The sequence below is a fragment of the Mycobacterium kubicae genome, from assembly GCF_015689175.1.
GTDB lineage: Bacteria > Actinomycetota > Actinomycetes > Mycobacteriales > Mycobacteriaceae > Mycobacterium > Mycobacterium kubicae.
Genome location: NZ_CP065047.1, coordinates 5,502,207 through 5,515,604, shown reverse-complemented (window position 1 = coordinate 5,515,604; position 13,398 = coordinate 5,502,207). Strand labels below are relative to the sequence as shown.

The window sequence follows — 13,398 nt, the reverse complement described above, 5'->3', positions numbered from 1 at the left end:
GAAGGCTTATGCGTCTAGCCGATGCACCCGTGCGGGTCTGGCCTTGCCGTGATCGGCGATGTCGATCATGTGCTTCAACGCCGCGGAGATGGTCGGTGCGCACAGGGTGCGCAAGCCCGCCGGTGGCGCCTTGCAACCCGGCGGGATCAGCGCGATGTTGAACCCTTGGCGGGCGGCTTCGGCAAGGCGCCGCTCCATCCCGTTGACCCGCCGCAGGTCCCCGGCCAACCCGACCTCGCCGATCATCACCGCGGTCGTGGGCAGCGGCAGGTTCACATAGGCGGAGGCCAGCGCGATCGCGACGGCCAAATCCGCCGACGGATCGGTCAACCGCATCCCGCCCACAGTGGACAGATAGATGTCGTTGGCGGCGAGGGTGAGCTTGCCGTGCTTCTCCAGTACGGCGGTGATCATCGCCGCGCGGGCGTGGTCGATCCCGCTGACCGCGCGGCGCGGCGAGCCGCCGGCGGGCACTGCCAGCAACGCCTGCACCTCCCCGATCAGCGGCCGCTTTCCGTCCAATGTCACCGTGATCGCGGTTCCGGGCACCGGCGTCGGCCGCTGATCCAGAAACAAGTGTGATGGGTCCGCGACACCTTCGATTCCGTTGTCGTGCAACAGGAAACAGCCGACTTCGTCGGCGGCGCCGAAGCGGTTCTTGATCCCGCGAACCATCCGCAATGCGCCGTTGCGGTCGCCTTCGAAGTGCAGCACCACGTCGACTAGGTGCTCGAGGGAACGCGGTCCGGCGATCGCTCCGTCCTTGGTGACGTGACCGACTAGGATCAGGGCGACGCCCTTGGTTTTGGCGGTGGCCGTCAATGCGGCCGTCACCGCGCGCACTTGGGTGACCCCACCGGCCACGCCGTCGGCCTCACTGGTCGACATCGTCTGCACCGAGTCGACGATCACCAGCGCCGGTCCCACGCTGTCGATGTGCTCGAGCACCGTGTGCAAATCGGATTCGGCCGCCAAGTAGATGTCTTCCACGCCGGGGCCGCCACACCCGATGCGGTCGGCGCGCAGCCGGATCTGACCGGCGGACTCCTCGCCGGAGACGTACAGCACCCGCCGCCCGGTCTGCGCCCAGCGATGAGCGACCTCGAGCAGCAGCGTCGACTTGCCAACGCCGGGATCACCGGCCAACAGCGTCACCGAACCGGGCACCACACCGCCGCCCAGCACCCGGTCGAGTTCGTCCACGCCCGTCGACCGGTGCCGGCTCAAGCTCGGCTCGACGGAACTGATCGGCACCGCGCGGGCGCCCGAGGATGACGAGCGACGCCCGCCGCCGACCGCGCTGAGCACGGTCACCTCTTCGACGGTGCCCCAGCTACTGCACTCCAAGCAGCGGCCCACCCACTTGGCGCTGACATGGCGACATTCCGAGCATCGGTACTGCGATCGCGCGTTGGCCACGAAGTGACCGTAACGGCAGGATCTGACAACTGGCCCGCAATCAGTGGTGCGACACGGGCTCCGGCGCAGGACCCTGGCCGGACGAGATCGGGACCAGCACGTTGCCCTGGCCTGCCTTCTCGAAATTGAAGGTGAAGTTGTAGGTGAGACCGTTACTGATGGGCTTGCTCAAGGTGATGGTGGCTCGGGCTGCGCCACTGGACTGCGGCGGTCCGGGCGCCGCGTTCTGGCCGCCTGGGGTGCCGACGAAAAGCATCCCGCTTGCCGGCACGCGCGCGTCACCGCTGATCGTGACGGTGCCGATGTCGGTCGTGACGCTGGTCAAGCGGTCCTCGACATTCGGCGACTGGTTGACCACGACCATTACCAGGTCCACCGTGCGACCGGGCTGGATGAAGTCGCCCTGCTGAGCCCCTTGCATGCGGATGTCGCGCAGCGCCAGATTGTTGATCGTGACCTTGTTGCCGTTGACGGCCGGCTCCTGCATGGCCGTCTGGGAGACCTGACCGGCCCCGCAACCGCTCAGCGCGACCGCCGCCATACCGACGATCGCCAGCCAGGCGCCCAGCTTGGCCAATCGGATCGGCAGGCCGATGTTGAAGCGGTTCACTCGATGCCTCCTGCTCGACCTCAGCGCGGCGCGGTACCGATATGAGACGGCCGCCGCGGTTCGACTATGCACAGTAGTAGCACTGCTGCGCCGACGGTAGCTGGCGGTGCACCTGCCGCCGATCGTGGGGTGGCAGTGCGGCTTTGGAAGTTATGTCAGGGGCCGGGGCGAATCCCCGACATTGCACGTCTTAGCCCGCCTGTCAACCCCCAATGTTTGCCGACGATGCCCCTGACCTGCACCGTTACTCCGCGGGGCTTGGTTGCCCGTGTTAGACTTGGGGGCAACGAAAGGGGCTCGAATCAGATGATCTTCAAGGTCGGTGACACCGTTGTCTATCCACACCACGGTGCTGCGTTAGTCGAGGCGATTGAAACTCGATCCATCAAAGGGGTGCAGAAAGAGTATCTCGTCTTGAAAGTGGCGCAGGGCGACCTGACGGTTCGAGTGCCCGCGGAGAACGCCGAATATGTCGGCGTCCGCGACGTCGTCGGCCAAGAAGGCCTCGACAAGGTGTTCCAGGTTTTGCGTGCTCCGCACACCGAAGAGCCGACCAACTGGTCCCGGCGGTACAAGGCCAACCTCGAGAAGCTCGCCTCTGGCGACGTGAACAAGGTTGCCGAGGTAGTGCGTGACCTCTGGCGTCGGGACCAGGAGCGCGGCTTGTCCGCCGGTGAGAAGCGGATGCTGGCCAAGGCCCGTCAGATCCTCGTTGGTGAGCTCGCGCTGGCGGAGAGCACCGACGACGCCAAGGCCGAGACCATCCTGGACGAGGTTCTGGCCGCCGCTTCTTGACTCCCCGAGGGCGCTGAGTGGCCGGGGGACAAGGCACCGTAGTTGCAATCGTCCCGGCCGCAGGTTCGGGGCAGCGGCTAGCCGCCGGTGTTCCTAAAGCGTTCTACCAACTCGAAGGGCACAGCCTGGTCGAGCGGGCCGTCACCGGCCTGCTCGACTCCGGCGGCGTCGATACCGTGGTAGTCGCGGTCCCGCCGGATCGCACCGACGAGGCCAAACTGATCCTCGGGCGCAACGCGACCGTCGTCCCAGGTGGGTCCAGCCGTACCGACACGGTCAGCCGGGCCTTGGCCTCGCTGCGGGCAACACCGGATACGGCGGCCCCGGACTTCGTGTTGGTTCATGACGCAGCCCGCGCCCTGACGCCGCCGGCGTTGATCGCCCGGGTGGTCGAGGCCCTGCGGTCCGGGCGCGATGGCGTGGTGCCCGCCCTGCCGGTGTCTGACACCATCAAAGCCGTGGACGCCAACGGGTTGGTCCTGGGCACGCCGGAACGGGCCGGCCTGCGGGCGGTGCAGACGCCCCAGGGCTTCGCCACCGAATTGCTGCTGCGGGCCTACCAGCACGCTGGCTCCGCGGTTTTCACCGACGACGCGTCCCTGGTGGAGCATGTCGGCGGCCAGGTCCACGTGGTCGATGGTGATCCGTTGGCCTTCAAAATCACCAACCAGCTGGATCTGATGCTGGCCAAAGCGATCGTGTGCCGGTGAACGAACTGCCTCGCGTCGGGCTCGGCGTCGACGTCCACCCGATCGAGCCGGGACGGCCGTGCTGGCTGGTGGGGCTGCTGTTCCCCAGCGCCGATGGCTGCGCCGGGCATTCCGACGGCGACGTTGCCATCCACGCGCTGTGCGACGCGGTGCTCTCGGCGGTCGGATTGGGCGACATCGGTGATGTGTTCGGCGTCGACGATCCGCGCTGGGAAGGCGTCAGTGGCGCCAACATGCTGCGCCATGTCGTCGAGCTGATCAACGGCCACGGCTACCGCGTCGGCAACGCCTCGGTGCAGGTGATCGGCAACCGGCCCAAGATCGGCTGGCGCCGCATCGAGGCGCAGGCGGTGCTGTCCCGGCTGCTCAACGCCCCGGTATCGGTGTCGGCCACCACCACCGACGGGCTGGGCCTGACCGGGCGCGGTGAGGGGCTGGCCGCGATCGCCACCGCGCTGGTCGTTTCCCTGCGTTATCCGCACTCGTAGCGGCCCGCGCGGCGCTGAGCTGACGCTGGCCGACCTCGGCCCGCCGATCAGGCAGTAAGCTGGCACGTCGTGACCAATCATGCCCGCCTGCGGCTTCATGACACGGCGTCGGGCGTCGTGCGTGACTTCGTGCCGCTGCGGCCCGGCCACGTCTCCATCTATCTGTGCGGTGCCACCGTGCAGGGCCTGCCGCACATCGGCCATATCCGTAGCGGCGTGGCCTTTGACCTGCTGCGCCGGTGGCTCATCGCCCGCGGCTACGACGTCGCCTTCATCCGCAACGTCACCGACATCGACGACAAGATCCTCAACAAGGCGGCCACCGCTGGGCGGCCGTGGTGGGAGTGGGCGGCCACCCACGAGCGCGCGTTCACCGCGGCCTACGACGCCCTGGACGTATTGCCGCCGTCGGCTGAACCGCGGGCCACCGGGCACATCACGCAGATGGTCGAGTTAATGCAACGCCTGATCGAAACCGGGCACGCCTACGCCGGTGGCGGCGACGTGTACTTCGACGTGCTCAGCTACCCCGAGTACGGCCAGCTGTCCGGGCACAAGATCGACGACGTGCATCAAGGCGAGGGCGTGGCGACCGGTAAACGCGACCAGCGGGACTTCACTTTGTGGAAGGGCGCCAAGCCGGGGGAGCCATCGTGGCCGACCCCGTGGGGGCGCGGGCGCCCGGGTTGGCATCTGGAGTGCTCGGCGATGGCCCGCAACTACCTGGGGCCGGACTTCGACATCCACTGCGGCGGTATGGATCTCATTTTCCCGCACCACGAGAATGAGATCGCGCAAAGCCGCGCCGCCGGGGACGGCTTCGCCCGCTACTGGCTGCACAACGGCTGGGTGACCATGGGCGGGGAGAAGATGAGCAAGTCGCTGGGCAACGTGTTGTCCATCCCGGCGATGCTGCAACGGGTGCGCCCCGCCGAGCTGCGCTACTACCTGGGCAGCGCGCACTACCGCTCGATGCTCGAATTCTCCGAGACGGCTCTGCAGGACGCGGTGAAAGCCTATGTCGGCGTTGAGGATTTCCTGCACCGCGTGCGGAGTCGGGTGGGTGCCGTCATCGCCGGCGAGTGGACCCAGCGGTTCGCCGCCGCGCTCGACGACGATCTATCGGTTCCCATTGCGCTGGCCGAGATCCACCAGACCCGCGCTGAAGGCAACCGGGCTCTGGACGCCGGCGACCACGAAGGGGCATTGGCCAGCGCGCGCTCGATCCGCGCCATGATGGCCATCCTGGGCTGCGACCCGCTGGACGAGCGGTGGGAATCCAAGGACGAGACGTCTGCCGCGCTGTGCGCCGTCGACGTGTTGGTGCAGGCAGAGTTGCAGAACCGGGAGAAGGCCCGCGAGCAACGCAATTGGGCGCTCGCCGACGAGATCCGGGATCGGCTCAAGCAGGCCGGCATCGAGGTCACCGACACCGCCGACGGCCCGCAATGGACGCTGGGCGGGGACAGTAAGTAGTGCCCGGCAATTCGCAGCGCCGAGGCGCGATACGCAAAGCCGGATCCAAGAAAGGCCCTACCGTCGGTTCCGGTGGTCAGCGCCGGCGCGGGCTGGAAGGGCGCGGTCCCACTCCGCCGGCGCACCTGCGTCCCAACCATCCGGCCGCCAAGCGCGCCAATGCGCAGCCGCGCCGGCCCGCCAAGCGCACCGACGAGACCGAAACCGTGCTGGGTCGCAACCCGGTGCTGGAGTGCCTGCGCGCGGGCGTTCCGGCCACCGCGCTCTACGTTGCGCTGGGCACCGAAGCCGACGAACGGGTGACCGAATCCGTCGCTCGCGCAGCAGATTCCGGAATCGCCATCTTGGAGGTCCCGCGCACAGATCTGGACCGCATGACGGCCAACCACCTACATCAAGGCATCGCCCTGCAGGTGCCGCCGTACCAGTACACCCACCCCGATGACCTGCTGACCGCTGCGCTGGCCGCGCCGCCGGCATTGCTGGTGGCGCTGGACAACATCTCCGACCCGCGCAACCTCGGCGCCATCGTGCGATCGGTGGCCGCATTCGGTGGACACGGCGTATTGATTCCGCAGCGCCGTTCGGCGTCGGTGACCGCGGTGGCGTGGCGGACCAGCGCCGGCGCGGCGGCCCGGATCCCGGTGGCGCGTGCCACGAATCTCACTCGCACACTCAAGGATTGGGCCGGTCGAGGACTGCGGGTGGTCGGCTTGGACGCCGGCGGCGAGACCACGCTCGATGACCTGGACGGCGGCGATCCGCTGGTGCTGGTCGTCGGTTCCGAGGGCAAAGGCTTGTCCCGCCTGGTGCGGCAGAACTGTGACGAGGTGGTGTCCATCCCGATGGCCGGGGAGACCGAGTCGCTGAACGCGTCGGTGGCCGCCGGGGTGGTGTTGGCCGAAATCGCCCGTCAGCGCAGAAGCTAAGTGAGCGCGCGGCCGCTGGCAGTCCTGCTGACGCTGGCCATCGCCCTCATTGCGCCGGGCCCGGTGTCCGGCCAATCGGCCGGCTTCGACCTGCAGTCGCATGCCGGAGGGCGCGGCGAAACTACCGGTGAATCGCTGCCCGCGTTCGCGAAGTCAGTCGAAATCGGCGTAACCACACTGGAATTGGACATCGTTGTTACCAAGGACAGTCAACCGCTGGTGTGGCACGATCTGAACATTGCGGCCACCGCGTGCAGCGACACCGGCCCCGCATTCGACGGCGACCCGGACTTTCCCTACGTCGGCAAGTCGGTGCACGACCTCACCCTCGCGCAGATCCGCACACTGGACTGCGGCAAACCCAGTGCCGAGTTCCCGGCCGCAGAGGTGGTGCGGGGCAACAAGATTGCGATACTGCCCGAAGTATTCACGGTGACCGACTCCTATCGAGCAGACGTGCGCTACAACATCGAAACGAAGGTACCGGCCGACCATCCAGACTCCAGCGCCGGTCCGCAGGAGTTCGTCGACGTCATATTGGCCGCGGTACGTGCCGCCGCCAAGGTCGACCGGGTGGAGATTCAGAGCTTCGACTGGCGCACGTTACCGTTGGTGCGCCAAGCCGAGCCGTCGATCCCCCTGGTCGCCTTGTGGACTGAGCAAAGCTGGACGCCGGGATCACCATGGCTGGCGGGCATCGATCCGGCGGTAGTCGGCGATCCGATCGTCGGCGCGACCATGGTGGGGGCCACCATATTGTCGCCCAACTACCAACAGGTCACCGGGAAGTCGTTCACCGCGCGGGCACACGGATTGGGCCTCAAGGTCATTCCGTGGACCGTCAATGACACCGACGCCATGCGCATACAGATCGGCTACGACGTAGACGGAATCATCACCGACTACCCGACGAGGCTGCGCGGCGTACTGGCCTCACTGGGCATGGCTCTGCCCCGCGCTTTTTCTCGTCCGTGAGTGCCGTCTTGGGGTTGACGAGCGCGGGCGCGGGCCGCTCGCCACACGATTGCGGGCCGCAGCAACCGGCCGGCAGGGTCGAGCAGTGAGGTCACCCTGGTGAACTGCTCCAGGACGACAGGGTCATATTCGGCCGCGGTGAGCACCCGGTCGACGTAAGCATTGAGCAGTCGCGTCAAAGCCGGCGCAGTGCCGTCGATTTCGGGGAGGGAAAGATCGGGACTCGCTGACAGTGACCAGGCTTGGCGGATCGGCACGGCCGCGGCGCGGAAGAATCGTTTCGCCAGATCCCGGGTGCCCCTGGACAAGCAGTCGCGCAACGCCGACATCTCCAGCGCCGCCACGGTCATGCCTTGTCCGTACACCGGGTTGAAGCTGCAGATCGCGTCACCGACGACCAGCAGGCCTGCCGGGAATCGCCGCATCTTGTCGTAACGGCGCCATTGGCTGCACGGTTGACGGTGCCGTGTGGGCTTTCCGACGGGTTCGGCGGCTCGCACCGCGGCCAGCATGTGCGCAGGTACGTAGTCCGCGACGAATTCGCACATTGCTGAAAGGTCAGAGGGCGGCTCGTGACCTGCTATGCCCATCACCGTAAAAACCCAGGTGTCGTTCTCGCAATGCATCAGGCCCACCCCGTGGGGCCGACCCGGCACAATCCCGACGAGGACTCCGAGTTCATGCAGGCTATCCGGTGCCATCCGCAGCAGATGTGTTGTGTAGGTCAGATGGACCACCACCTGGTCTTCGACCGGGCGGCCGTAGCCCAGGTCCTCCAGCCAGCACGGTGTGCGGGCGGCGCGCCCGGTGGCATCGACCACCAGGTCGGCCGCCAGCACGGCTTCATCTCCGGTACGACGATTGACTATCCGCGTGCCCGTGATGCACTGGCGATCGGGGGTCGCGGTCAGCGTCACGACGTCATGCTCGTCGAGCAGTGTGACGCTGGGAATGCCGCGCACCCGCTCGCGGACGTGAGCCTCAAGGAAGGGCCGGGTCGCCAGATAGGCGTTGAACGAGGCGGCGCCGCCGGTGCGGACCATGAGATGGCCGCCGACGTTGTAATACAACTTCGAGAGATCACGGCCGTCGAAGTAGTGCGCGCCGTCTTGGACCAATTCGTCGAGGATGCCGGGGAACAGCTCCTCGATTATCTGGGCGCCGCGGGCGAGCAACCCGTGCAGATGCCGGCCCTGCGGCACACCGCGGCGGGCAGTGGCATTATCTAGAACCTCGGGCAACCTGTCGCGTTCTATCACCGTCACGGTGTCGTAGAAGTCTGCCAGCGACCGGGCGGCCAGCAGACCAGCCATGCTCGCACCTAACACCACCGCGTGACTGCCGACCTTGTGCATAGCACACCACCTTCGCCCGTCGTTCGCTGACGAAAGCCATGCTCAAAGCCCGGCGTGGGCGGCGATAGCGTAGTCGACTACTCGACTTCTGCGTGCGGACTGAACCAGCCCCCGAAATGCTCCCCCAATGAGCACGCTTCGGCCCACCGCAGGCCCGGGCGAAGTTATAGTCGCCCAGTGATCGGCGCCGAGCCGCTGACCGGGCGCGACAGTGAATTGGAGGTCATCCGCCGAGCCTTGAGTGGCGGCGGCCATTGTGGTGTGGTCATCGCCGGAGCGCCCGGCGTCGGCAAGACATGGTTGGCCCGCGAGGCGCTGCGACGCGCCGCGGCATCGGGTGAGCGCACGAAGTGGGTCGTTGGCACCGAGTCAGCACGAGCGCTGCCACTCGGGGCATTCATCGGCTTGCTCGGTGATGCGATGTCAGATCCGTTGACGAGCGTGCGGCGAGTCGTCAATTCCTTTGTGACGCAACAGCACCAGGGTCGTGTGGTGGTGGGCGTAGATGACGCGCACCAGTTGGACGGGCTATCGGCGTTCGTCATCCATCAGCTGGCGCAGTCGGGCGGGGCCAGGCTGGTTGTCACCGTGCGCGCCGGGTATGAGCAGCCCGACGCGGTGACGGCATTGTGGAAAGACGGGCTGCTGACCCGGCTCGACCTCGAACCGCTTTCCGCCGCCGCGACGCGCGAGGTGATCGAGAGCAGGCTGGGCGGTCCGGTCGATGCGCGCAGCGCGGCCCGGTTCCAGAGGCTGACCAACGGGAACACACTGTTCCTTCATCAGCTGCTGACCGATCAGCTTTCGGCGGGTCGGATGCGCAACGTGGCCGGCGTGTGGATGTGGGACGGCGACGTCGCGGTGTCGGCGACTCTCTCCGACTCGGTGGCCTCCCAGATGGGCCGGCTGAGCCCGCGGGTGGCCGTGGTTATCGACACGCTCTCGCAATGTGAGCCGCTGGCCGTTGATGTGCTCTGCGGCCTGGTGCGCCGCCGCGACCTGAAGGTCGCGGAGGAAATGGGCCTGGTAATTGTCGAACGTACCGGGGACACGCTGGCGGCCAGGCTCGCTCACCCGCTCTTCGGTGAGCTGCGCCGCGCCAACGCCGGCGAGATGTATCTTTCGACGATCCGGGGCAAGCTGGCCACCCGCCTGGCCCAAGACAGTGAACAAGACCTGCAGGCCATCGTGCGCCGCGGGCTACTGCACCTCGAGTCGGATCTCGCTCCAGATGCGGGGCTGTACCTGGAATCGGCCCGGCACGCGATGACCCTGCTCGATCTTGACCTTGCCGACCGGTTCGCCACCGCCGCCGCTCGTGCAGGAGCCCCGGGCGCGGCAGGGGTACGGGCGATGAACCTCGTGCTGCTCGGTCGCGGCGAGCAGGCCGAGGCGGCGCTGCGCGATTTGGCCGACGCCAACCTGCCCGACGGCCACTATTGGGCGACCGTGCGGGCGGCCAATTTGGTGTGGATGCTCGGCAAGCCAACTGACGCGGCGGTGATTCTCGATCGCCTCGCCTGCCTGAATTCACCGGGCCGGGAGACCCCGGCGCAGGTGGCCGAACGATTGGCCGTGCAAGCGTGCCTCGATGCGGTGTCGGCGCGGTGCCAATCGGCGGCCGAGAAGGCCCGAACTGCTTTGGATTCGGATGACTTGCCGGACTTTCACGCGATGATGGCTTCGCTCGCCTTGATCATGGCCATGGGAGCGCTGGGCGAGGTCGACGACCTAGCGGACGTGGCTGCGCAGGCGTTGCGACGGGCGACGACGTCGTTTCAGGCGTCCCATATGCGGTTCTGGTTCGGTGCGGTGTACGGCCGCGCTTGTCGACTGACCGGACGTATCGACGAATTCGTCCGTACAGCAAGGCGACTGGCGGACACGGCCCGCGAGGTTCCCGGTTTGGCGTATGCCAATCTAGCCTTTCTTTTGAGCCATGCCGCGCTCGTCCGGGGCGCCGTCGCCGAAGCGGCCCGGTTGGGGCATGAAGCGTTGGCAGGGGTGCATCGGCATTCTGTGACAACGGGTTTGCGGCCCGCGAGCTATTTTGCGTTGGCCGAGGCGCACGCGAAGTTGGGACAAGCGGAGGCAGCGAACGACGCGGTGGCCGAAGCGCGCTCGTACGTGCCCGCGGACTTTGTGTTCATGCATACCGGCTTGTCCTTGGCCGAAGGTTGGGCACTTGCGGCCAACGGTCGGTTGCGCGAGGCCGTGGCGAGTGCGCATGATGCGGCACTCCTCGCTCGCGAGCGCGGCCAGCTTACCCATGAACTAGCCGCCATACAGGCTGCGGCCCAGTGGGGTGATGCCACGCTCGCGCCGCGGGCACGCGAGCTGGCCCAGGCGCTGTCCCTGCCGCTGGCGAATGCCGTTGCCCTGCACGCCGAGTCGCTGGACAGCGGCGACGGCACCGGCTTGTTGGCGGCATCCACACAATACCGGCAGATCGGTGATGCCGCCGCGGCCGCCGACGCGGCGGCGCAGGCTGCCGTCGCGTTCGAAAAGAGCCAGCAGCATAAACGCGGGCTGTATGCGGCAGCGTTGGCCAGCGAATTGGCCAACGAATGTGGTGGCCTGTGCACGCCGGCGCTGCGAACTCCGGCAGGTCTTAAGCTGTCGGGCCGTCAGCGCGACGTCATTGAACTGGTGGTGGCCGGCCTGTCCAACCGCCAGATCGCCGAGAAGCTGGTGATGTCCGTGCGCACGGTCGAGGGCCACGTCTACCGGGCTTGCCAACGGGTGGGCGCACAATCACGCGACGAGTTGGCGTCGATCATGCGATCCGGACCCGGCAGCGCATCTCGTTTTGGGGTAGCTCGCAAGTAGGTCGAGTAGTCGACTACGCGTGCGCAGGGCTAACTCGCGGCCAAGCATTGGGTGAGTGGGCCGGCGGTCACCGGCTCGTGGCTTGAGAAAGGCGCCCAATGTCCTATCTACTCGTGACCCCTACCATCTTGAGCGCAGTCGCCGGCGAGGCGGATGCCCTCGGTACGGCGATCAGCGCGGCCAGCGCGGCGGCCGCCGCCGCCACCACTGGGGTGTTGCCCCCGGCGGCGGACGAGGTGTCGATCGCCGTCGCCGCGCTGTTGAACGCGCACGGTCGAAGCTGCCAGGCAATCCGCGCCCAAGCGGTTGCATTCCAGCACCATTTTGCGCAGACCTTGGCTGCGGCTGCCGGCTCTCACCCGGCGGCCGAGGCAGGCAACGGCTCACCGTTGCCTGCCTTCAAGCGGGAGAGACTCGAGGTCAGCGATACACCGACCGACTTGTCGCTGCGGCACCCGTCGGTCGGCAGCGGTGCGGACGGCGGCGGTGGTACGCGCGGCTGGGTATTGGGCATTGGCGCCACCGCTGTCCCAGGTCGCTGGCAAGTGCTGACCGACTTCTAGCGGTGCTTATGCGCCAATCAATTTGACGCTCGCCCACAATGCCACCACCGCCACCACCAACGTCACGGGAACGGTGCACAGCCCGAGGCGGGTGTATTCCCCGACGCCCGCCTCGATGTCGCGCTCGCGCAGGACCCGCCGCCACAACAGGTTCGACAGTGACCCCACGTAGGTCAGGTTCGGGCCGATGTTCACGCCGATCAACACCGCCAGGACGGCAACCGGACCGCTTGGCGCCACCAACGGCAACAACACCAGCGTTGCAGGCAAGTTGTTGACCACGTTGGCCAATATCGCTGCGACGGCGGCAATCGCCAGCAGTGCGGGTAATGCCGTACCGGACGGCAGCACAGCCGACATCGCCTCATCCATACCGTTGACCATGACGGCTTGCACCACAACGCCCAGCGCCAGCACGAAGACCAGAAACGACACATTGGCCGAACGCGCGATCTCGGTCACCGAGGTATGCCGACGGCTCAAGCTCCGCACCGCCAACACCGAGGCACCGGCCAGCGCCACCCAGGCCGGCGCCACACCCACCGATTGACCGATCGCGAAGCCGATCAGCGTCAGCCCGACCACCACAAGAACGAACACCGGCGGCCGCGGCGGCGGACCGGATTCGTCCGGTTCCGGCGGCAGGCGCAGGTCTTTGACAAAGAAGAACCGAAACACCACGTACACCGTCGCCACCGTGGCCAGCCACGGCAAGGCCATCACCAAAGTGAACTTGCTGAACGAGATCTTGGCCAGATGAAATGCCAGCAAGTTGGTCAGGTTCGACACCGGAAGCAACAATGACGCCCCGTTCGCCAGGTGAGCGGTGGCATAGGCATACGGCCGCACCGGAGTACGCAACCGGTGTACGGCGGCCAACACCACCGGCGTCAGCAGCACCACCGTTGCGTCGAGGCTGAGCACCGCGGTGATGCTTGCGGCGATGACGAACACCTGCCCCAACAAACCGGCCGACCCGACCCGCGCGCGGGCGATAGCCGCGCCGGCGGCCTCGAACAATCCCTCGTCGTCACACAACTTGGCCAAGACCAGCACCGCGCCCAAGAAAGCCACTACCGCCGACAACCCGACCACTTCGTTCAGCGCCTGGCGAACCGAGATGGCCCCGATAGCGATCACCACCGCCGCCGCCGGTAGCGCCGCCAGCGCTTCGGGCCAACCCCGCGGTCGGGCCACCGCGAATCCGAGAACCACCGCAAGCAACAGCAGCGAAATTGTCAGCGCCATA

General features: G+C 67.0%; 12 protein-coding genes. 8 read left to right on the top strand and 4 right to left on the bottom strand.

Annotation, left to right across the window (positions count from 1 at the left end; genetic code table 11):
* Positions 1 to 6: 6 nt before the first annotated feature.
* Both radA and I2456_RS25795 read right to left on the bottom strand, forming a co-directional pair.
* A complete protein-coding gene (radA, locus tag I2456_RS25800; RefSeq protein ID WP_068157442.1) occupies positions 7 to 1,419 on the bottom strand; it encodes a DNA repair protein RadA in 1,413 nt (470 codons plus the stop codon).
* 40 nt (positions 1,420 to 1,459) lie between these two features.
* Positions 1,460 to 2,029, bottom strand: coding sequence for a copper chaperone PCu(A)C domain-containing protein (locus tag I2456_RS25795; RefSeq protein WP_068023206.1), 570 nt, complete (start codon positions 2,027 to 2,029; stop codon positions 1,460 to 1,462).
* 306 nt (positions 2,030 to 2,335) lie between these two features.
* Here I2456_RS25795 and carD point away from each other — a divergent pair, with 306 nt between their 5' ends.
* The 6 genes from carD (at position 2,336) to I2456_RS25765 (ending at position 7,402) form a co-directional block, all read left to right on the top strand.
* On the top strand, positions 2,336 to 2,824 hold the full coding sequence (gene carD / locus I2456_RS25790; RefSeq protein WP_068023209.1) for an RNA polymerase-binding transcription factor CarD: 489 nt from the start codon (positions 2,336 to 2,338) through the stop codon (positions 2,822 to 2,824).
* A gap of 17 nt (positions 2,825 to 2,841) precedes the next feature.
* A complete protein-coding gene (gene ispD, locus I2456_RS25785; RefSeq protein ID WP_085074642.1) occupies positions 2,842 to 3,534 on the top strand; it encodes a 2-C-methyl-D-erythritol 4-phosphate cytidylyltransferase in 693 nt (230 codons plus the stop codon).
* Entirely contained in the window at positions 3,531 to 4,022 is a 492-nt protein-coding gene (gene ispF / locus I2456_RS25780) for a 2-C-methyl-D-erythritol 2,4-cyclodiphosphate synthase (RefSeq protein WP_068023392.1), read from the top strand. Before ispD ends, ispF begins: the two co-directional genes overlap by 4 nt.
* Positions 4,023 to 4,091: 69 nt before the next feature.
* Positions 4,092 to 5,498 carry a cysteine--tRNA ligase gene (gene cysS / locus I2456_RS25775; protein WP_085074641.1) on the top strand — a complete coding sequence of 469 codons (1,407 nt, stop codon included), beginning with the start codon at positions 4,092 to 4,094 and terminating at the stop codon, positions 5,496 to 5,498.
* Positions 5,498 to 6,427: a 23S rRNA (guanosine(2251)-2'-O)-methyltransferase RlmB gene (rlmB, locus tag I2456_RS25770; protein ID WP_085074640.1), complete on the top strand. Its 930-nt coding sequence runs from the start codon at positions 5,498 to 5,500 to the stop codon at positions 6,425 to 6,427. Before cysS ends, rlmB begins: the two co-directional genes overlap by 1 nt.
* Positions 6,428 to 7,402 (top strand): glycerophosphodiester phosphodiesterase family protein, encoded by a 975-nt coding sequence (locus tag I2456_RS25765; RefSeq protein WP_085074639.1) that lies wholly within the window; start codon positions 6,428 to 6,430, stop codon positions 7,400 to 7,402.
* Here I2456_RS25765 and I2456_RS25760 read toward each other — a convergent pair.
* A complete protein-coding gene (locus I2456_RS25760) occupies positions 7,330 to 8,757 on the bottom strand; it encodes an FAD-dependent oxidoreductase (protein WP_085074638.1) in 1,428 nt (475 codons plus the stop codon). The two genes, I2456_RS25765 and I2456_RS25760, sit on opposite strands and share 73 nt — an antisense overlap.
* A gap of 177 nt (positions 8,758 to 8,934) precedes the next feature.
* Here I2456_RS25760 and I2456_RS25755 point away from each other — a divergent pair, with 177 nt between their 5' ends.
* The gene (locus tag I2456_RS25755; RefSeq protein ID WP_085074637.1) at positions 8,935 to 11,586 is read left to right on the top strand and encodes a helix-turn-helix transcriptional regulator; all 2,652 of its coding nucleotides are present in this window, start codon (positions 8,935 to 8,937) and stop codon (positions 11,584 to 11,586) included.
* Between the two features lie 113 nt (positions 11,587 to 11,699).
* Positions 11,700 to 12,149 (top strand): PE family protein, encoded by a 450-nt coding sequence (locus I2456_RS25750; RefSeq protein WP_163703895.1) that lies wholly within the window; start codon positions 11,700 to 11,702, stop codon positions 12,147 to 12,149.
* A gap of 6 nt (positions 12,150 to 12,155) precedes the next feature.
* On the opposite strand, the gene I2456_RS25745 is transcribed toward I2456_RS25750, so the two are convergent.
* Positions 12,156 to 13,397, bottom strand: a complete 1,242-nt coding sequence (locus I2456_RS25745) for an SLC13 family permease (protein WP_068023229.1) — start codon at positions 13,395 to 13,397, stop codon at positions 12,156 to 12,158.
* Position 13,398: the final 1 nt, after the last annotated feature.

Bases quoted from the DNA above. Each gene is read 5' to 3' on its own strand.
- I2456_RS25760 (WP_085074638.1), bottom strand. From the start codon at position 8,757: ATGCACAAGGTCGGCAGTCACGCGGTGGTGTTAGGTGCGAGCATGGCT.
- I2456_RS25745 (WP_068023229.1), bottom strand. From the start codon at position 13,397: ATGGCGCTGACAATTTCGCTGCTGTTGCTTGCGGTGGTTCTCGGATTC.
- carD (WP_068023209.1), top strand. From the start codon at position 2,336: ATGATCTTCAAGGTCGGTGACACCGTTGTCTATCCACACCACGGTGCT.